Source organism: Terribacillus jepli, from assembly GCF_047228925.1.
GTDB lineage: Bacteria > Bacillota > Bacilli > Bacillales > Amphibacillaceae > Terribacillus.
On sequence record NZ_JBFEGH010000003.1, the window covers coordinates 111,062 to 130,966 of the forward strand.

At 43.8% G+C, this 19,905-nt stretch carries 23 protein-coding genes; 18 read left to right on the top strand and 5 right to left on the bottom strand.

What is annotated here, in order from left to right; translation table 11 throughout:
- The first annotated feature begins 82 nt into the window (after positions 1-82).
- The gene (locus tag AB1K91_RS04670) at positions 83-1,645 is read left to right on the top strand and encodes a GNAT family N-acetyltransferase (protein ID WP_413088564.1); all 1,563 of its coding nucleotides are present in this window, start codon (positions 83-85) and stop codon (positions 1,643-1,645) included.
- Positions 1,646-1,678: 33 nt separating this feature from the next.
- Here the strand turns inward: AB1K91_RS04670 and AB1K91_RS04675 are convergent, their stop codons facing one another.
- Positions 1,679-1,915: a YhdB family protein gene (locus tag AB1K91_RS04675; RefSeq protein WP_093726816.1), complete on the bottom strand. Its 237-nt coding sequence runs from the start codon at positions 1,913-1,915 to the stop codon at positions 1,679-1,681.
- A gap of 154 nt (positions 1,916-2,069) precedes the next feature.
- On the opposite strand from AB1K91_RS04675, the gene AB1K91_RS04680 reads away from it, so the two are divergent.
- A complete protein-coding gene (locus AB1K91_RS04680) occupies positions 2,070-2,669 on the top strand; it encodes a YhcN/YlaJ family sporulation lipoprotein (protein WP_413088566.1) in 600 nt (199 codons plus the stop codon).
- Between the two features lie 30 nt (positions 2,670-2,699).
- Here the strand turns inward: AB1K91_RS04680 and ltaE are convergent, their stop codons facing one another.
- Positions 2,700-3,731 carry a low-specificity L-threonine aldolase gene (gene ltaE / locus AB1K91_RS04685; protein ID WP_413088568.1) on the bottom strand — a complete coding sequence of 344 codons (1,032 nt, stop codon included), beginning with the start codon at positions 3,729-3,731 and terminating at the stop codon, positions 2,700-2,702.
- Positions 3,732-3,948: 217 nt separating this feature from the next.
- Here ltaE and AB1K91_RS04690 point away from each other — a divergent pair, with 217 nt between their 5' ends.
- The 4 genes from AB1K91_RS04690 to AB1K91_RS04705 are packed head-to-tail and all read left to right on the top strand — an operon-like array spanning position 3,949 to position 7,135.
- Positions 3,949-4,587, top strand: coding sequence for a class I SAM-dependent DNA methyltransferase (locus AB1K91_RS04690; RefSeq protein ID WP_413088570.1), 639 nt, complete (start codon positions 3,949-3,951; stop codon positions 4,585-4,587).
- Positions 4,588-4,601: 14 nt separating this feature from the next.
- Entirely contained in the window at positions 4,602-5,066 is a 465-nt protein-coding gene (locus tag AB1K91_RS04695) for an S-ribosylhomocysteine lyase (RefSeq protein WP_093726820.1), read from the top strand.
- A 9-nt stretch (positions 5,067-5,075) separates the two neighbouring features.
- Positions 5,076-6,002: a PLP-dependent cysteine synthase family protein gene (locus tag AB1K91_RS04700; RefSeq protein ID WP_413088572.1), complete on the top strand. Its 927-nt coding sequence runs from the start codon at positions 5,076-5,078 to the stop codon at positions 6,000-6,002.
- Complete coding sequence (locus tag AB1K91_RS04705) at positions 5,999-7,135, top strand: bifunctional cystathionine gamma-lyase/homocysteine desulfhydrase (RefSeq protein ID WP_093726822.1); 1,137 nt, start codon at positions 5,999-6,001, stop codon at positions 7,133-7,135. Before AB1K91_RS04700 ends, AB1K91_RS04705 begins: the two co-directional genes overlap by 4 nt.
- 17 nt (positions 7,136-7,152) lie before the next feature.
- On the opposite strand, the gene AB1K91_RS04710 is transcribed toward AB1K91_RS04705, so the two are convergent.
- Entirely contained in the window at positions 7,153-7,923 is a 771-nt protein-coding gene (locus AB1K91_RS04710) for a type 1 glutamine amidotransferase domain-containing protein (RefSeq protein ID WP_413088574.1), read from the bottom strand.
- 116 nt (positions 7,924-8,039) lie between these two features.
- Between AB1K91_RS04710 and AB1K91_RS04715 the strand changes: the two genes are divergently transcribed.
- The 7 genes from AB1K91_RS04715 (at position 8,040) to AB1K91_RS04745 (ending at position 15,808) form a co-directional block, all read left to right on the top strand.
- Positions 8,040-9,407, top strand: coding sequence for a dipeptidase (locus AB1K91_RS04715; protein WP_093726824.1), 1,368 nt, complete (start codon positions 8,040-8,042; stop codon positions 9,405-9,407).
- A gap of 265 nt (positions 9,408-9,672) precedes the next feature.
- Positions 9,673-10,548 (top strand): DUF4097 family beta strand repeat-containing protein, encoded by an 876-nt coding sequence (locus AB1K91_RS04720; RefSeq protein ID WP_413088576.1) that lies wholly within the window; start codon positions 9,673-9,675, stop codon positions 10,546-10,548.
- A 281-nt stretch (positions 10,549-10,829) separates the two neighbouring features.
- The gene (locus AB1K91_RS04725; RefSeq protein ID WP_413088578.1) at positions 10,830-11,756 is read left to right on the top strand and encodes an ABC transporter ATP-binding protein; all 927 of its coding nucleotides are present in this window, start codon (positions 10,830-10,832) and stop codon (positions 11,754-11,756) included.
- 44 nt (positions 11,757-11,800) lie between these two features.
- Positions 11,801-12,505, top strand: coding sequence for a DUF2705 family protein (locus AB1K91_RS04730; protein WP_413088580.1), 705 nt, complete (start codon positions 11,801-11,803; stop codon positions 12,503-12,505).
- A gap of 170 nt (positions 12,506-12,675) precedes the next feature.
- On the top strand, positions 12,676-13,368 hold the full coding sequence (locus AB1K91_RS04735) for a response regulator transcription factor (RefSeq protein WP_413088581.1): 693 nt from the start codon (positions 12,676-12,678) through the stop codon (positions 13,366-13,368).
- A 2-nt stretch (positions 13,369-13,370) separates the two neighbouring features.
- A complete protein-coding gene (locus AB1K91_RS04740; RefSeq protein WP_413088583.1) occupies positions 13,371-14,303 on the top strand; it encodes a sensor histidine kinase in 933 nt (310 codons plus the stop codon).
- Between the two features lie 95 nt (positions 14,304-14,398).
- The gene (locus tag AB1K91_RS04745) at positions 14,399-15,808 is read left to right on the top strand and encodes a SpoVR family protein (RefSeq protein ID WP_413088584.1); all 1,410 of its coding nucleotides are present in this window, start codon (positions 14,399-14,401) and stop codon (positions 15,806-15,808) included.
- 23 nt (positions 15,809-15,831) lie between these two features.
- Here AB1K91_RS04745 and AB1K91_RS04750 read toward each other — a convergent pair whose 3' ends face one another.
- Positions 15,832-16,197 carry a thiol-disulfide oxidoreductase DCC family protein gene (locus AB1K91_RS04750; protein WP_413088586.1) on the bottom strand — a complete coding sequence of 122 codons (366 nt, stop codon included), beginning with the start codon at positions 16,195-16,197 and terminating at the stop codon, positions 15,832-15,834.
- A gap of 168 nt (positions 16,198-16,365) precedes the next feature.
- On the opposite strand from AB1K91_RS04750, the gene AB1K91_RS04755 reads away from it, so the two are divergent.
- The 4 genes from AB1K91_RS04755 (at position 16,366) to AB1K91_RS04770 (ending at position 18,823) form a co-directional block, all read left to right on the top strand.
- On the top strand, positions 16,366-16,671 hold the full coding sequence (locus AB1K91_RS04755) for an MGMT family protein (RefSeq protein ID WP_413088588.1): 306 nt from the start codon (positions 16,366-16,368) through the stop codon (positions 16,669-16,671).
- A 247-nt stretch (positions 16,672-16,918) separates the two neighbouring features.
- Complete coding sequence (locus AB1K91_RS04760; RefSeq protein ID WP_413088590.1) at positions 16,919-17,488, top strand: nucleotidyltransferase family protein; 570 nt, start codon at positions 16,919-16,921, stop codon at positions 17,486-17,488.
- Positions 17,485-18,015, top strand: coding sequence for a GNAT family N-acetyltransferase (locus tag AB1K91_RS04765; protein ID WP_413088592.1), 531 nt, complete (start codon positions 17,485-17,487; stop codon positions 18,013-18,015). Before AB1K91_RS04760 ends, AB1K91_RS04765 begins: the two co-directional genes overlap by 4 nt.
- A gap of 154 nt (positions 18,016-18,169) precedes the next feature.
- Complete coding sequence (locus tag AB1K91_RS04770) at positions 18,170-18,823, top strand: class I SAM-dependent methyltransferase (RefSeq protein ID WP_413088832.1); 654 nt, start codon at positions 18,170-18,172, stop codon at positions 18,821-18,823.
- Positions 18,824-18,856: 33 nt separating this feature from the next.
- Here the strand turns inward: AB1K91_RS04770 and AB1K91_RS04775 are convergent, their stop codons facing one another.
- Entirely contained in the window at positions 18,857-18,991 is a 135-nt protein-coding gene (locus tag AB1K91_RS04775) for a small, acid-soluble spore protein L (RefSeq protein WP_413088594.1), read from the bottom strand.
- Positions 18,992-19,128: 137 nt separating this feature from the next.
- Here AB1K91_RS04775 and AB1K91_RS04780 point away from each other — a divergent pair, with 137 nt between their 5' ends.
- Positions 19,129-19,881 carry a C39 family peptidase gene (locus tag AB1K91_RS04780; RefSeq protein WP_413088596.1) on the top strand — a complete coding sequence of 251 codons (753 nt, stop codon included), beginning with the start codon at positions 19,129-19,131 and terminating at the stop codon, positions 19,879-19,881.
- Positions 19,882-19,905 lie beyond the last annotated feature (24 nt).

Sequence of the window (19,905 nt, forward strand, 5' to 3'; positions counted from 1 at the left end):
GCTTTTGTTAATAATAAGACTACTTGCATAATGGGAAGGGTAAGGATAATAAAGAACTTTTCCGATAGAGAGGGTAGCTACTATGTCAGAACTTGATTTGTCGCAGTTTGAGAAAAAAGTGGTTTTACGGAATATCGCGGAGTCGGATATCGATCAAATCCTGGATATGCAGAAATTATGTTTCCCTGGCATGGAACCATGGAAGAAGAGTCATCTTAAAAGCCATATTGATATATTTCCCGAAGGACAGTTCTGCGTGGAATTGGATGGCAAGATAATTGGCAGCTGTTCCAGCTTGATTGTCAATTTTGACGAGTACGATGACCGTCATACTTGGGATGACATCACGGATGAAGGATATATTACAAACCACAATCCGGAGGGTTTCAATTTGTATGGCATCGAGGTCATGGTGCATCCGGAATATCAAGGGATGAAAATCGGGAAGCGCCTTTATGAAGCGCGTAAGGAACTGGCCGCAGAGATGAATCTGAAAAGCATCATCATCGGCGGAAGGATCCCGAATTATCACAAATACAGCCACGAACTGACACCGCGTCAGTATGTCGAGGAAGTCGAAGCGCAGAACATCTATGATCCCGTACTGACCTTCCAAATGATGAATGGTTTCCGTGTCATGCGGATCAACCGCGATTATTTGCCTGATGATAAACAATCAGCAACCTTCGCTACATTGATGGAATGGAATAACATCGAATACCATGCGAAGTCGAAACGGCATTTCAAAACTGCTTATCCTGTCCGAATTACGGTCATCCAATATATGATGAAGCAAATCGAATCGTTTGAGGAATTTGCGAGGCAGGTGGAGTATTATGTGGACGTTGCCTATGATTTCGGATCGGATTTCGCTGTATTCCCGGAGATTTTCACGACACAGCTCATGAGTTTCCTCGAAGAAAAAGTACCCTCCAAAGCGGTTCGGAAATTATCTGAATTCACAGAGCAGTATATTGAACTATTCACAGATTTGGCAGTTCGCTACAATGTCAACATTGTCGGCGGCTCACATTTTGTGGAAGAGGACGATCATATTTATAATATCGCTTACCTATTCCGCCGTGACGGCACGATCGAAAAGCAATATAAAATCCACGTCACACCAAATGAGAAAAAGTGGTGGGGAATTCAGCCTGGTGATACAGTGAAAGTATTCGATACGGATTGCGGGCGAATTGCGATCCAAATTTGTTATGACATCGAATTCCCGGAGCTGGCACGTCATGCTGTGGATCAAGGGGCGAATATCATTTTCGTTCCATTCTGTACAGATGACCGCCAAGGATATTTGCGTGTTCGATATTGTGCGCAAGCCCGTGCTGTGGAGAACCAAGTTTATACAGTCATAGCAGGAACAGTCGGTAACCTGACGCAGGTGGAAAACATGGATATACAATATGCACAGTCGGGCATATTCACACCTTCTGATTTTGAATTCGCGCGAGATGGCATTGTCGGTGAGTGTCCGCCGAATATCGAGACGGTCGTCGTCGGTGATGTCGATTTAGAGATTTTACAGCGCCAGAGAAAAACGGGTACGGTTCGCCACCTACACGATCGCCGTAAGGATTTATTCGAACTACGATTCAAGAATTTAGAAAGTGAAACGCCGGAGGATCAATGAAGGAGACTCGAGCCATTGTGCTCGAGTCTCCTATTATACATCCAAGGCATATAAAGTTGTATGACCCAAGGCGTGATCGATATATTGCAGCAGCTCTTCATGTGATTTCACGACTGCATGCTGTTCGGAGGGATAGTGGAATGCGTGCAAGAAAATCTCGATTCGCTTGGAAAGCAGATCATCATTTGTGCGTACCATAAGGACTAGCAAATCATCCCATTGGCCCCAGATTGTAAACAACAATGCTTTTTCATAATCCTGGACTTTCATTACGGTATCCCCTTCCTGTCAGGGTACGTTTAGTATCTCTCTATTCTGTAAGAACATTGCTGGCAGATATAAACACTTCTCCATCAACTTTGAATAGGGTGTAAAAATCCGTACATACTAAGCGCAGAATGGCAAATCAAAGGAGGATACACTAATGAAAAAATGGAAAATGATCAGTATGGCTGCCCTTGCTGCCATCACACTTACAGCTTGTCAAAACGACGATAACAATGACACCGGCATGGGCAGGAATGGCAATGTGGAACCGACACGGTACAATAATACAGATAACAATCTGGTAGACCGCAATAGCGATAATACGACGGATGTCGATGATCGTCAGCACAATGGCGATGACCAGCAGCCACGTTATCAAGTTGCAGATGATGCAGCGAAAAAAGTGGAAGAAGTAAAAGGTGTGGATGACGCCTATGTATTTACAACGGATAATAATGCTTTCGTTGCGGTGGATATGAAAAATGACGATGACAATACGGGCAACAATGGTATGGGGAACACAACGACTGGCGACAACAACAATAATGATGTAACAGATCAGATGAAACGCGATGTGGAAAAAGCGGTGAAATCAGTCGATGAAGACATCGATAACGTATACGTGTCAGCTGATCCTGATTTTCTGGATATGGCACAGGACTACAATGATAAGATTGACGAAGGACAGCCGGTGAAAGGCTTCTTCCTGGAATTCGGCAATATGCTGAATCGCGTGTTCCCGAATAACGAAAGATAATGATAGAGGCTCCCTCCGGGAGCCTCTATTTTAATTTGGCTGTTTTGCAAGAGATGAAGCAACAGCTAAAGCTTTTTTGATTGCACCTTTTCCTACATCATAATGTGTGACAAAACGGACACTGGTTGGGCCAAAAGCGTTAGCCAGTACTTGCTGTTCCTTAAGCAGCTGCACATAAGCATCTGCTGTCATACCGGTACCTTTGACATCAGCCAATACGATATTCGTTTCCACTTTATTAAGAATCTCGATGCCGTCGATCTCAGCAAGACCTTCAGCCAATAGTTTGGCGTTGTCATGGTCGTCTGCGAGGCGTTCTACGTTCTCACGCAAGGCAACAAGACCAGGTGCTGCTAAAATGCCGGCTTGACGCATGCCGCCTCCAAGGCGTTTTCTCCATTTGCGTGCCTTGTCGATGAATAATTCGGATCCTGCTATGACAGAGCCTACAGGGGCACCCAATCCTTTGGAAAGACAAATCTGGACGGTATCCGTCAACTGGGCGTATTTCGCTGCACTGATGCCGGCAGCCACGGAGGCGTTGAAGAGCCGCGCACCATCCATATGAATCGGAATCCGATGTTCGCGTGCTATTTGGGCTATCACCATCATGTTCTCGATTGGGATAACTGCTCCCCCAGCTTTGTTATGGGTATTTTCCACACAGATTAAGCCCGTTTCGGGAAAATGGATATCATCTTTACGTATAGCCCCTGCCAAATCCTCCGGACAAAGTGCACCGCGTTCCCCTTTCAATGTGCGAGTCTGCACGCCTGCAAAAATGGACGTGGCGGCACCTTCATAAAGGAAGATATGCGATTCTTCCTCCAGGATAATTTCATTACCAGGGTTGCAATGAGAAAGTACTGCGATTTGATTCCCCTGAGTGCCGCTCGGCACGAATAAGGCGGCTTCCTTTCCAAGTAAATCGGCAACCGTTTCCTCTAACTCATTTACAGCTGGGTCCTCTCCATAGACATCATCTCCGACTTCTGCTTCATAAGCAGCCTTACGCATCGCTTCTGATGGCTTGGTGACCGTATCGCTACGCAGATCGATCATGGCGAACACTCCCCTCTCCACCTTATTATATAGTATGAATTTGTAACTTTTCCACTATTTTTATAGCTGTTGATCTTGTATTACTGAAAAGTGGAATTTATGACTGACATCGTATCTTTTCATTGAATAAAGTGAGGTACTATGGTATTCTGTCATAAACATAATAATCCTTATTAGTTTACTTGGATATACAAGATATTACACTTGAGGTGATGAAATGGGCCGCGAATTTATCGATATGTTCGATGAATGGGCAGAGACGTATGATGATACGGTTACTGGCCAAGATCCACAATATAAGGAAGTGTTTGATAAATACAACGAAATCCTGCAGACAGTCGCTGATGCTGCAGAAGGATATACATTGGAATTCGGAGTCGGAACAGGAAATCTTTCCGAGAAGCTGTTAGCCAAAGGATTGGATGTGACGGGTATCGAGCCGTCTAAGGAGATGCGTGAGCATGCTTCCCGGAAATTCCCGCAGCTTCAACTGGTGGATGGCGATTTTCTTTCATTCCCAGACCCTGGGCACGAGGTTTCTGCCATCGTCAGTACGTGGGCTTTCCACCATCTGACTGATGAGGAGAAGGAGCAAGCGATTTCCGGCTATGCGAAGCTTTTGTCCAAAGGTGGAAAAATCATCTTTGCCGATACGGTATTCTCCAGTGCAGAGGGACGCAGCAAGCTGATTCAGGAAGAGCAGGATAAGGGGCATGACAGGCTTGTCCAGGATTTGACGACGGAATATTATACAACGATGGAAGTCCTTCGTAACATTTTCCAAACACACGGATTTCATGTTACATTTAAGCAAATGAATCGCTTCGTCTACTTGATCACAGCAGAAAAAGCGTAAGGGGAGGAACTACGATGACAAAGAAAATGAACGTGGAAAGCTTCAACCTTGACCACACGAAAGTAGCGGCACCATACGTTCGCTTAGTCGGCATTACAGAAGGGACGCACGATAAAGTATACAAATACGATATCCGCTTCAAGCAGCCGAATAAAGAATTTATGGAAATGCCGGGACTACACTCCTTGGAGCATTTGATGGCTGAAAATATTCGCAACCATATCGATAATATCCTTGATATCGGTCCGATGGGATGTCAAACAGGATTCTACGTATCCATCTTGAATAATGACAGCTATGATGAAATCCTCGAAGCTTTGGAAAAGACATTGCAGGACGTGCTGGATGCCACGGAAGTGCCGGCATGCAATGAAGTGCAATGCGGCTGGGCTGCCAACCACAGCCTTGAGGGTGCACAGGAGATTGCGAAAGAAATGCTTTCCAAAAAAGATGAATGGCGTCAAGTTTTCGCTGAATAGAGGGAGAAAATGGCTGTTTATAAGTCAGTACATGAACTGATAGGAAACACACCAATTGTGCAAATAACGAACTTTTCTCTGCCGGAGGGAGTTCGTTTATTTGCGAAGCTGGAGTTTTATAACCCTGGCGGCAGTGTGAAGGATCGGCTGGGAGTCAATTTGATCGATGAGGCATTCCTCTCAGGCGAGCTGAAGGAAAATGGGACGATCATCGAGCCGACCGCAGGCAATACCGGTATTGGGATTGCACTGGCAGCCTTAAAGAGAAAAGTTTCCGTCATCTTCTGTGTGCCAGAGAAATTCAGTCAGGAAAAACAAGAGCTGATGCGGGCATTGGGAGCGAAGGTGATCAATACACCAACATCCGAAGGGATGACGGGCGCCATCAAAAAGGCCAAAGAGCTGCTGGATGAAATTCCTGGCAGCTATTGCCCGCAGCAATTTGCCAATCCAGCCAATCCTGAAACTTATTATAAAACACTCGGTCCGGAGATCTGGCGCGACTTGGAGGGTAATGTGGATATATTTGTTGCCGGAGGCGGGACAGGTGGCACGTTCATGGGAACCGCACGTTATCTGAAGGATCAAAAGACTGATGTGAAGACGGTTATCGTTGAACCGGAGGGTTCCATCCTTAATGGGGGTGCTCCGGGATCGCATCGGACAGAAGGTATAGGTATGGAGTTTTTGCCTGGATATATGGACACTGCTTATTTTGATGCGATTCATACCATCACGGATGATGATGCATTTCATTACGTGAAAGAACTGGCTGTCAAAGAAGGGCTGCTTGTCGGCAGTTCTTCAGGATCTGCTTTTTGTGCAGCGCTCAAGGAAGCAGAAAAAGCGAAGCCGGGGACGACGATTGTGACCATCTTCCCGGACAGCAGCGAACGCTACCTTAGTCAACAGATCTACCAAGGAGGATTAAGATGAGACGGAAAACAAAAATGATTCACGGTGGAATTACATCGGACGAAAATACGGGCGCGGTCAGTGTACCAATTTACCAAGTAAGTACGTATAAACAACCAGGACCTGGTGAACATACCGGTTATGAATATTCCCGTACTGGCAATCCGACGCGTCATGCATTGGAAGAAACAATTGCCGCATTGGAAAACGGGAAAAGAGGCTTTGCATTCAGTTCCGGCATGGCAGCCATCACTTCTGTCATGATGCTGTTTGAAGCAGGCAGCCATGTTGTCATGACGGATGATGTATACGGCGGCAGCTACCGTCTTGCGACTAAAGTGTTGACTCGTTATCAACTGGGGCATACATTTGTTGATACGAGTTCACCAGAAGCCGTTGAACAAGCCATTACCCCAGCGACGAAAGCCATTTATGTTGAAACACCGACCAATCCGTTATTGAAAATCACCGATATCAGAAAGATGGCGGAGATTGCCAAAAAGTATGATTTGCTGCTGATTGTCGATAATACTTTTGCAACACCTTATTGGCAAAATCCAATCGATCTAGGTGCGGATATCGTTCTGCACAGTGCGACCAAATATATCGGCGGCCATAGTGACGTCGTATCAGGGCTGGTTGTCGTGAAAGATGAAAAACTCGCTGAAGAGCTGCACTTCATCCAAAATTCAGCTGGTGCCGTACTTGGACCGCAGGACAGCTGGCTGCTTCTCCGCGGAATCAAGACACTTGGTATCCGCATGGAAGCAATCGAGAAGAATAGTGCCAAGCTGGTAGAATTCCTGCAAGCTCATCCAGGAGTGAGCACGATCTATTATCCGGGTCTTTCCGATCATAAGGGACATGATATTGCAGCAAGTCAAGCAGAGGGCTTTGGCGGTATGATCTCCTTCGATGTCGGCAGTGCCGAAAAAGCGGATCAAGTACTGCGCAAAACGAAATATTTCATTTTGGCAGAAAGCCTAGGAGCAGTGGAAAGTCTTATTTCCCTACCTGCGAAGATGACACATGCATCCATTCCGCAGGAGCGGAGAGCGGAATTGGGAATTACGGATGGTTTGATCCGAATCAGTGTCGGTATTGAAGATGGTGATGATTTGATCGAAGATTTGAAACAAGCGATGGAAGAATGATAAAAGCCAGCTCCGTTTTACGGAGCTGGCTTTCTTCTTAAGATCTGTTCTTCTTCGGGAATTCGCAGTACAGCACGGAAGGAGCGTGGATGCTCAGCAAATTCTTTTTGTTCGATTCGATTGATGACTGCTTTTGCAACTCCTTTGACACTTGCTGGATTCTGGCCAGTGATCAATCTGTCATCCGCTTCGACATGTCCTTTGAAGGGCATTTTTGCTTTACGGTACGTTAGAGCACGTATCTTAAGCTTCTCTTCCAAGCTATAAGGGATTTCATGTTTGTTAAGGCTGAATGCTTCTTCACGATCGGAATAACCAGTCACTGTCTTATCTTGTAATAAGTAAGCCCCGTCAGACAGTTTTACATGCAGCAATGCACTCGGACCGTGGCATACTGCGGCAACGATTCCCCCATTCTCATATATATCCCGCGTAAGCCTTTGCAGCTCCTTATTTTCAGGGAAATCCCACATCGTGCCGTGACCTCCGGTGAAATAAATGGCATCATAATCGGCTGCATTTACCTCCTGGGGCGATAGGCTGTTCGCAAGCAATCTCCTGAACCCGGGTGCCCGATAGTATTTCCGCAGCTTATGGCTTTTGAATAACCCAGTGAGACTGCGGTGATCTATCGGTATATTGCCACCCTTTGGACTGATGACTGTCATGACATGGCGTGTTTTTAACTTGTCGTAAAAATTCGTAAGCTCGCTGAACCAGAGTCCTGTTGTATGGGGCGTCTGTTTCAGGCTGTCGTGGTTCGTTGCAACAATCAATACTTTACCCATAGTTCTCCTCCTGATATCACGATGTATTTCTTGTTTAGTTTCCACCTGCAGGTACAACCTAAACAAGAATCAGCCGATTTATGCTACACTAGTAAGAAAAGGAAAGAGTGATGCATATGACGAATCAAGTTGTCGCTTACTTACAGGAGAATCGGGAGAAATTGCTGGAGAGGCTATACACATATCTTCGAATTCCAAGTATCAGCACAGACAGTACATATAAAGAAGACGTTGCAAAGACAGCCGCTTATACAGCTGACTATTTAAAAGAGATTGGATTCGATAAGGTGACAATCCAGGAGACGGAACGCCATCCGATCGTAACCGGTGAATGGCTCGGTGCAGGTCCTGACAAACCGACTGCACTTTTTTATGGTCATTATGATGTACAGCCTGCAGATCCGCTTCCGCTTTGGGATAGTGAACCATTCGAACCGACGGAAAGAAACGGTCGTATTTATGCTCGCGGTGTGAGTGATGACAAAGGTCAGGTATTCATGCATCTGGCAGTATTCGAAGCCTTCATGAAAACAGAAGGAGCTTTGCCGATCAATGTAAAAGTATGCATCGAGGGTGAGGAAGAAATCGGAAGTACGAATTTGCATGCGGTACTGCATGAGCAAACCGAGCAATTCCAAGCAGATTTTGCCATCATCAGCGATTCCGGGATGGTCGAAGCAGGGCAGCCAACCATGCTTTATGGTTTGAAAGGTGCAGCTGCACTTGAGTTCTCTGTGTACGGACCAGATCGCGATTTGCATTCCGGTATGTATGGCGGTGCTGTCCGTAATCCGCTCCAGGCATTGGCTCATATCCTAAGTTCTTTGAAGGATGAGGAAGAAGTTGTCCAAGTAGAAGGCTTCTATGATGGTGTGGAGGAATTGCCTGAAGAAGAACGCAAACTGATGGCCCAAGCACCGGGAGAAGACTTTGTCCAGACAGTCGGTGTACCAGAAGCAGTATCTGAAAAGGGATATACTGCCAAGGAGCATACAATGGCTCGTCCGACTTTGGAGATCAACGGTATGTACGGCGGTTACCAAGGAGAAGGTACGAAAACAATCATCCCGGCCGAGGCGACAGCGAAAATCACCAGCCGCCTTGTACCTGGTCAGGATCCGGTTGATATCGTGGAAAAAATCACGGCTCATATCAAGAAGCATGCACCTGCTGGCGTGCGTGTCGAGGTAAGACCAGAGCCTTTCAAAGCCAAAGCATACAAAGTAGATCCGAATCACCCGCTGATTCAAAAAGCAGCGGCAAGCCTGACACAAGCCTTCGGCAAGGAGACGGTCTTCGTCCGTATGGGCGGCTCGATTCCTGTTGTGGAATGGATTGATACGGTTTACCAGATGCCAGTGGTTCTGCTGGGGTTCGGAACTCCGGAAGACCGACTCCATTCCCCGAATGAAAGCTTCCCATTGGAAAGCTTCGATAAAGGGATGGAAACACTTGTCTATTATTATCAGAAAGTAAGTGAATAAAAGTTAACGCATTCCAGCGGCAGGTGCAAAAGGAGCATACTTTGTTTGGCTTCTTTTGCCGCTGATTTGAAAGTTATTAGAAACGAGCAGTCTTCCTTGCAGGGGGCTGCTTGTTTTTTTATGCCCTCAAATTCCCGCTATCTCTCTCACTCAATCAAGATAAAACGTAACGTAAGGAAGTATTAAGAAATTAGTAAGAGGAAAGAAATTTTTATTTTATAGAATGAAAATATAAATCGAAATCTACAAATTAGGAGGAAGAGAAATGAAAAAGGTTGTATCGACAGGCGTTGCACTTGTTGTAATTGGAGGGCTTGCTTTTGGTGCCTATAATTTTAATGCAGAGGGAAAGCGTTTTGAGAAGAATAAGTCTTATGACATAAATGATATTGAAACCTTAAAAGTAGATAGTGATTCGTGGGAAGTAAGATTTAACAAGAGTGATTCAAATGAATTGACCATTTTCGCTGAGGGAAAACAAATAAATGATGAGCCTGTTACATTCAAAAGAGATGGGGAGGAATTAGTGATCAAACAAAACGAACAAGAACAAAGTGATTTTTTTGGAGGATTTACTTTTGGTAAGAAAGGCACTATTCATATTAATGTACCCGAATCAGGCGTAAATAATATTCAATTGACTAGTAAAGATGGAAATATAGCAATGAGTGACATCTCAGCTGATAATATTGCTGTTGAAAACAATGCGGGTGATGGAAAAATTAAAGATGTTTCTGCTAGTTCAGGGAGGTTTGCATCGGAGGATGGAATGTTAAGTGTTGAAAATAGTTCGATCGAAAAATTACATATAACTTCTACAAGCGGTGACAACTATATGGAAGATGTAATTAGTTCTGAGGCAAAGGTTACCTCTGTAGATGGAGTGATTTCTATCAAGGATACAAAGGAAGGGAAATCCTTAGATGTGAATACGGCAGCGGGCGATATCGAAGTTTCTTATAAAAAGGCTCCAACTTCCCTATCTGTTACTGCTAAGAGTGAATCTTCCGATATAGCTCTGAATCTTAATGGACTTAAGAAAAAGGAAGACACTGAAAATCTTAAGACGGGCAAGATAGGTCAGGGGACTAATAAGTTAAGTCTATCAAGTGACGATGGGGTGATAAAGGTAACTGATTAATTCTTGAGAAATAGCTCTGGAGAACATGAGAAACAATCTCAATATCGAGAGGATTACAGCACTTTCAGTTTCTGCACCAAAGATAAATCGCGCTTTAGCCCCTTGCTGCTGCATTCAATTCAACAAGCGGTCATCCTATTGATGAATCCGCTTGTTTTTATGTATGTCGCTGCCGTTTGTCCAAGCAGTATTTACAACTTAAGGAAGAATTAAGGATTTAGTAAGGGAAAAGAAAAGACTGATTTGTATAATGAATATAGAAACAAAGAGGAGAGATTGAAATGACCTACATTTTGCAAACAAGTCAGCTTACCAAGTCTTACAATGGCAAAGAAGTCGCCTCCGGCGTGGATATGCATGTGAAACAAGGGGAAATCTATGGCTTTCTAGGACCGAATGGTGCAGGAAAGACCACCATCATGAAAATGATAACGAATCTTATAAAACCTACAAGCGGAGACATCGAAATCTTCGGAAGCAAGCTGACTGACAGTTCGGTAGAAGTATTGAAAAGGATGGGCACTATCATCGAGTACCCTATTTTCTATGAGCGGCTGACTGCCAGGGAAAATCTATCGCTGCATTGTGAATACATGGGATACTACGATGATAAGGCAATCGAACAAGCCTTGGAGCTCGTCAAATTACACAATATAGACAATAAGAAAGTAAAAGAATTTTCGTTGGGAATGAAACAAAGATTGGGAATTGCGAGAGCAATTTCTACAAAACCTGAGCTGCTCGTATTGGATGAGCCGATCAATGGTCTCGACCCTGTAGGTATAAAAGATTTAAGGGAATTATTCAAATTGCTCTGCCGGGAGTATGGCGTCACATTGATTGTATCAAGCCACATCCTGGCTGAAATGGAACAGATGGCGGATACAATAGGTATCATCCAACATGGGAAATTGGTAAAAGAAGTGACGATGAAAAGTATCAATGGCGAACAAACCGAGTACATCGAAGTCATGATACAAGATGTTAAAAAGGCAGTTTATGTACTCGAAGAAAAGCTGAAGGTGCGTAACTATAAGGTATTTGATGAGCGGACAATCAGGATTTACGATGTTGATTTGACGCAGGCAGAACTGTCGAAAGCTTTTGTGATGCATGACATAGGAATAGAAAGTATCAATAAAAAACATAGTTCGCTTGAAGAGTATTTCCTGAACACGATGAATGAAAAGGAAATCCATATTTCATAAGTGACATTCCAAGCCATTTAAACTATGAACGGAGGAGACGGACCTTGTTTAAATTAATGAAACTAGAGTCTAAAAAACATAAATTAGCTGGTTATCTTCCAGCTGTCATGATTTGTATCGTATTGATATTTGCCGTAGTCGGACTTATGGGATGGGGCTCAAGGAATGAAGTTGAGACCATGTTTCCGGATTACCAAGCATTCATGTCGTTAGCCGATATTTTCATCAGAACCGTTTTCTTGATTTTTGCAGGAGTAATCTTATCGCGTATTGTAATTGAAGAATATAGAACGGGCACGATTCAATTGTTATTCACTTATCCGATACAACGCAAAAAACTGATGAAAGCAAAGTTGATTATCGTGTTTGCTTTCTGCTTCTCAAGCATTGTATTTGCCACAGTTGTTACAAATATATTGGTCTATCTGATAAGTCCGCATGTATATCTTTTCGAAGCGCCTGTTACATGGAATGACATGATGTCTGCTTTTCCAATGACGCTCGTAAACGCGTTGATGACCGCAGGGGTCAGCTTGATTCCGCTGTTTTTCGGCATGAGAAAGAAATCGACTGCTGCCACAATTACATGGGCTGTCCTCATAGGTGTCTTGATCAACGGGACAGTATCGAATGGGGACAGTACGACGAGCTTATTCCAATTCATATGGGTACCTATTGCTCTATGTATATTCGGTTTGGCAATTGCTTACTTTTCTTATCATCAAATCGATAAACGAGATATCGCCTGATTTAATCAGATCCAGAAAATGCTGTCCTATTTTGGGATGGCATCTTTTCTTGCCATAAATAATTTCTATATTCACTATTGCTTCTGACAATAGTTGCAACCGACAATCATATGGTATAAAAAATATAGATTTCCTTATTTTTCTTATTTATGAGTTTAGGGGTGTATGTTTTGAATCAGAAAGTACTCATTGTGGAAGATGATATTTACATCAGTAAAATGGTAACAGAGAGTTTGACAAAAGAAGGCTATGAAGTTACAGCAGCATACGATGGAGAGGAAGCTTTGATCAGCTTCAGCATGAATGGATATGATGTTATTTTGCTTGATTTGATGCTGCCGAAGATAGATGGCATCGAATGTTTAAAAAAGATACGTGAGAAAAGTATGGTGCCTGTTTTGATTATGTCGGCTAAAGGCGAGGAAACGGATAAAGTGATCGGTTTGGGAGTAGGGGCCGATGATTATATCGCCAAGCCATTCTCCATCCTGGAGCTGACAGCCAGGATCAAAGCAATCATACGAAGGGAAAAGCATTATTTAGCCGCGGCGGAGAGTAAAAAGCTGGTGCAGATTGGTGATCTGACAATCGATGTCGATAACTATGCAATCAGGAAATTTGATAAAGATATCAGCCTTACAGCAAAGGAATTCAGCATTCTGAAATTATTCATATTGAATCCATCCAATGTTTATACGAAATCACAGCTTTATCATTCCATTTGGCAGGAAGAGTATCATGGAGATGAGAATGTCATCAATGTGCATATCAGGCGTCTTAGGGAGAAGATTGAAGACGATCCATCCAATCCGAAGTATATCAAAACGTTGTGGGGAATCGGATACAAATTAGGGGAGTTTTGAAGATGGCAATTCTTTTTCTATTGTTATTTCTGCTATCGTTGGTATGGAATATACTCCTTTTTAAAAATAACAGGAAAGTGCTGACAGATCTGACTTATATAGAAGACAAGCTGCACCATATCACGGATACAGGTGGTCAGGAACGGATATTGCTGCATACCAATACGAAACAAGTACAAAGTCTGTTGATCAAATTGAATCATTTGCTCGACAGTAAGCATCAAGTAGCTGCTGATCATACCAATATAGAGCGTTCCATGCGGAAGATGCTATCCAATATATCGCATGATCTGAAAACACCCCTTACGGTTATTTTAGGGTATATCGAGATGGCGGAAAATGAAAAGGATCCGAGAAAAGAAAACCTATCGAGCATGCTCGAGACAGTGAAGCTTAAATCCGCAGAAGTCCTGGATTTGATCGAGCGTTTTTTTGAACTGGCGAAGCTGGAGTCAGGTGATAAGGATATAGAACTTGGTAAGGTGGATATTTGTGAATTATGCCGAAAAGTCATCTTGGATTTTTCGAGTATTTTGCAAAAGCAAGAGTTCGATGTTGCAATTGATATACCGGAGTATCCGATCCATGTAATGGGAAATGAACAAGCAATCAATAGGATACTGAATAACCTTGTCTCAAACGCAATTACCTATGGTTCCGATGGGAAATTCATCGGGCTAAAGCTAAGCAGAAAAGATAATACCGTTTTTATGGAAGTGTACGATAAGGGCAGAGGCATAAGTGAATCGCAGCAGGATCGAGTATTTGAACGAATGTATACGATGGAGGACTCCAGGAATAAACATTATCAAGGGAGCGGATTAGGCTTGACCATCACCAAAAGACTGGTTGAACAGATGAATGGCTCCATTTCATTGCAAAGCACTCCGTATGTAAAGACAAGCTTCAAAATCGGCTTGAAATGCATAAATTAACGGCTTTCCGCATTTAAAAAAGACAGGGATGGAGTCTTTTTTTGGCCTTCCCAGCATATGTATGAGTACTATTACGTACAAAGGGGAGAAAGCCCGTGCTGCAATCCGAACATATCGAATTGGAAAGGGCTATTGGGGAAATTACGGAAATTGCGAAAGGCTTCGGTCTCGATTTCTACCCGATGCGCTACGAAATCTGTCCAGCTGACATTATTTATACATTCGGCGCTTATGGTATGCCGACAAGGTTCACACATTGGAGTTTTGGGAAGCAATTTCATAAGATGAAGCTGCAATATGATCTTGGATTGAGTAAGATCTACGAGCTTGTGATCAATTCCAATCCTTGTTATGCCTTCTTGCTGAATTCGAACAGCCTTGTTCAGAACAAATTGATTGTCGCCCACGTGCTTGCTCACTGTGATTTCTTTAAAAACAACGTTCGCTTCCAAAATACCAATCGGAATATGGTCGATAGTATGGCGGCTACTGCCGAGCGAATTGCAGCATATGAAAAAGAATTCGGCAAGAAGGAAGTGGAGGATTTCCTGGATGCTGTCCTGGCAATTCAGGAGCATATCGACCCGTCATTGCTGCGGCCAAAGCTTGGGTGGGAAGTTGATGATGAAGAGATAGAAGATAGTGTTGATAAGCGATTCGAATACGATGATTTATGGTTTGTGGATCGGGATGAGTCAAAAGCAAAGAAGGAAAGCAAAAAGAAAGCCTTCCCGCCGCGACCAGAAAAAGATATCCTGTTGTTCATTGAAGAGTACAGCAGGACTTTGGAAGACTGGCAGCGTGACATCCTGACAATGATGCGTGAGGAAATGCTGTACTTTTGGCCACAGCTTGAGACAAAGATCATGAATGAAGGCTGGGCTTCTTACTGGCATGCTCGTATTCTTCGGGAGCTGGATCTGACAAGTGATGAGGCAATCGAATTTGCCAAGCTTAACGCCGGCGTCGTCCAGCCTTCTCCGACACAGATCAATCCATATTATCTAGGCATCAAGATCTTTGAAGATATCGAAGAGAGGTTCGACAATCCGACGGAAGAAATGAAACGGTATGGTGTGAAGCCAGGTTCCGGCCGGGAAAAAATGTTCGAGGTACGGGAAATCGAGTCCGATATTTCGTTCTTGCGCAATTACCTGACAAAGGATCTCGTGCACCGGGAAGATATGTATTTGTTCCAGAAACAAGGCAATGAGTATAAGATCACCGACAAGGACTGGGAAGCAGTCCGTGATCAGCTGATTACGATGCGAGTGAATGGCGGGTTCCCTTATTTGACCGTCACAGACGGCGACTATATGTCCAATGGCGAGTTATATTTGAAGCATCATTATGAAGGTGTAGAGCTGGATTTGACATATCTGGAGCGGACACTGCCTTACTTTTATCAGCTTTGGGGAAGATTCATCCACTTGGAAACGTTTATCGAGGGCAAGAATGTCCTATTCAGCTACGAAGGAAAACGTGTACTAAAAAAATATCTATAAAAAAAACGGGCACTCGCCCGTTTTTATAATGCCTTCAATTCTGTTGTCCCGAACCAGTCATGGCGATTATCCGATATCCATTTGTACAAGGATTCCAAATACGGATCAAGAAATGGCAGGTGCAAGATCCAACCCAATACAGCCGTGATCGGAAGCAGGGTCAATATCTTTTTGACCGTTTCATGCCCTTTGTAGATATCCCCCTTGAAAGACATCATATGGATACGGTCATATACATCCCCTTTGGCAAGGAAACGGAACCGCTCATAATTCTCGATATTCTGTACCGGAATCCATTTCACATTGTCCAGCCAATCTAACTTTTGGATCACTTGCTTTGCAGTGGAACAAAGGGGGCAGCTTGCGTCGAAAAATACAATATGCTTCATCACACATTCTCCTCTCGTTTACTACATAGCCCGTCCATCACGATGTTAAACAAAGAAGCACTACTAGACTATTTAGCTAAAGTCTATCATATTTTCAGGCGATTATCCTAGTGACAGGAAGTTTGCTATACTGGTTGACAGATACTTCTGAAAAAAGGAGGGGAAGTGATGGAGCCCTTTACACAGGAAGTGATACGCATCATCAAATCGATACCAGAAGGAAAAGTCATGACCTATGGCCAAATCGGGAAAGCCGCAGGAAAAGCACGCGGTGCCAGGCAAGTATCGAGGATACTGCATAGCATGAGCAAAAAACATGACCTGCCATGGCATCGTGTCATCAGTGCTGATGGACGGCTGAAGATAAAAGATGAAGAGACGTTGAATGAACAGCTGGAAAGACTCTATGAAGAAGGATTGGAAATTTTCGATGGCCGTGTCGATTTGGAGGTATACCGGTATGAGCCGAGGTAATAGGAAATTCGGAAGCCGTCATAATTTTACCTACTGGGTTAGGCATACAGTCGGCAGCTTGAACCGGAGCAATCAGTGATGACAAGGCCTCTCCTGTAAGGACGCTGGCTCAGCGGCTTAGATTGCTGCTGATTGATCTTGATTCATTACATAGCCGCAGCACGGGAAAAACGTAAAGGAAGCAGCAAAAAAGCCGGCAGGCAGCTGATGCTGTTTCATTGCATTTTATAAATGGGGAAGAGAATATATGCTTAAAACAGAAGCAGACGTATTAGAAGCGATCAAGCAAGACAAATGGATGATGAAAGTGCTGTGCACGCAAGCCATACTGGGGCTTCCTGATTCCTGCATAAGTGCCGGATTTGTAAGGTCGAAGGTGTGGGATATCCAGCATCGTTATAAAAATCGGATGCCTCTTGCAGATGTGGATGTCGTATATTTTGATGCTTCAGATACAGATGAAGCGACAGAAAAAATGCATGAAAACACACTGCGTAAAATGATGCCCTCCGTGCCATGGTCAGTCAAAAACCAGGCAAGAATGCATAAAGTCAATAGAATGCCAGCTTTCCGGGATACAGAGCATGCAATTGCTTGTTATCCAGAAACAGCGACAAGCATTGGCGTGAAGCTGAAAGCAGACAAACTGTACTTGCTGTCACCACATGGGGTAGCTGATTTGCTCGCTTGCCGCCTTGCGCCGACTCCCCTATATGTGAAGGGTACAGATTATCATTCTATCTTTGTGAAAAGAATTAAGCAGAAGAATTGGCAGCGGCAATGGCCGCTAGTCCACATGGAGGTGGATGCTTTATGAACGATGTGAAAATCAGACCGCCAAGACTAGAAGATGGTCCTATTCTCTGGAAGCTGAAATATGGGGAGCAGGAACCGGAATGGAAGCAGTGGGATGCTCCTTATTTTCCTTTGGTGCACCTGCCGAAAGAGGAATTCTTGGCGAGCTTTCGTTTCGGGGATGATTCACCCGATCAATGGGTAATCGAAACAGATGGAAGGGTCATTGGAACTGTAGGGTATTATTGGGAACACAAGCCTTCCAGGTGGCTGGAAATGGGCATTGCAATATTTGATGCAGCCTATTGGAACGGTGGCTATGGAACGGAAGCACTCAAGCAATGGATGGCGCATCTGTTCGACAGCATGCCGTTAGTGCGGGTAGGCTATACAACTTGGTCCGGGAACAAACGGATGATTCGGCTCGGGGAGAAGCTCGGGATGACAATGGAGGCACGGATGAGGAAATGCAGATATTATAATGGGGAGTATTATGATTCCATCCGGATGGGACTGCTTCGCGAAGAGTGGCAGCAAGTGAAGGAATGAACAATTTGTAGTAATTATTTCTTTACAATCTTTTTTGTAAATACCCCTTTCATCCTTGTCCAAACATGTTACACTATGCTTAGTAAATTCTTTGTAAATAAATTTACCGAAACTATGTAGAACACTCTATCCTGGGGGAATTGGCGCTGTGAGTATGACGTTACAAACTTATTGGAATAGTCGTTTTGAAGCAGGGGACATTTGGGGAACGGAAGCAACACCATCAGCTGTGATGGCTTATCCTTATTTTGCGGCGTATCAGGCAAAGCAGCTGTTCGTTCCAGGCTGCGGATATGGGAGAAACAGTAACTTCTTCGGAGAATATTCCTTTGAAGTGACAGCTTGTGATATTTCAGAAGTAGCAATCGAGCGGGCTAGCAGCCATGCAAAGGCTGTTGGTTTGGCCAATGTGAATCACTTTGTCGGGGATTATTTGAATCTGCCTTTTTCATCGACAGAGAGATTCGACGGCATTTATCTATCAAATATACTTCATATGTATACGGAAGAAGAAAGAGAACATTTACTTAGCCATTTCACATCATTACTGCGCAAAGATGGATTGCTGATTTTCTCTTGTCTTTCAGCAAGGGATGAAAAACTGTATGGTGAAGGAATTGAAATGGAAAAAGATACATTCCTCGTTCATGACCGGATTGCGCATTTCTTCCAGGAAGAAGAACTATATGCGCTGCTTGAAGAGAAGTACCAAGTTGTCGAAATGACACTTCATAAACAGCGGGTGGATTTCAAAGCAGGTGCAGAACAGGATGCACAGCTATGGTTCGTCGTGGCAAGGAAAAGATAAAAGCACAGCCTCTCACGCGAGGCTGCGCTTTTTTTATATCTTGGTATTCTTTTTCTTGGCGCGCTGTTCCAGCTGGCTTTTTGGCTCCTGGTTGGCAGCATCCTCTGTCAATCCTTGTTTGTTTACGCTTACAGCCGCTTTTTCATTACGGCTTTTTTTTCTGCTCATTACCAATCACCTCCTGATTAGTATGGCGATAGTCCTTATTTTTATTAAAAAAATTGATGTATATTGTCATGATGAGCTGGGCTACTTTATAATTAGTATCATAAATTCAACTAGTTATCCAACAGGAGAGAAAATAAATGAAAAATAGATATGTCGTCATCGCAGCAATTTTAGCTGCTTTGTCTCTTGTTTTGGCAATTATGACGTATCAAAATCGTTCCAATGATTTGCGTGCGGAATCAGACATTTCAACGAGAAAAGAAGAAATTTCCCAAAAAGAAGGCGTGCCTGAGACCTCTCTAGTTGAGGATGGCCCTTTGGATGTACCGCTCCTGAATCAGATGGACGCACCCAAGCTTTATAATGGCTGTGAAGTTACCAGCTTGGCGATGATCTTGCAGTATGCAGGATACGATGTGACGAAGAATGATTTGGCCGATCAGATTGCTTATGTCCCGCTGAATTATAACAATGGACAGCATGGAGACCCAAATGAGGGCTTTGTCGGAGACATGCCGAATGGACCAGGTCTTGGCGTTTATCACGGACCTATCATGGAGGTTGCCAAGGAAATCGCAGGGGATAAAGCGGTTGATGTGACTGGGGAATCAGTCGAAGAGGCAATCTACAAACCATTGGAGAATGGCAAGCCGGTGTGGATCATCACCACCTCCAGTTTCGCTCCTGTTGATGATATGGAAACATGGGAGACGCCTAATGGACAAGTGGATGTGACGTATAGTGTCCATAGTGTCGCTGTTACCGGCTATACAGATGATACTGTATTCCTCAATAATCCATATGGACAGAAGAACCAGGAAGTAGACCGGGAAAATTTCGAAAAAGCTTGGGAACAGCTTGGCAGCCAGGCGATTTATATAAATGACTGAGAAAAGCACAGTTAGACTGTGCTT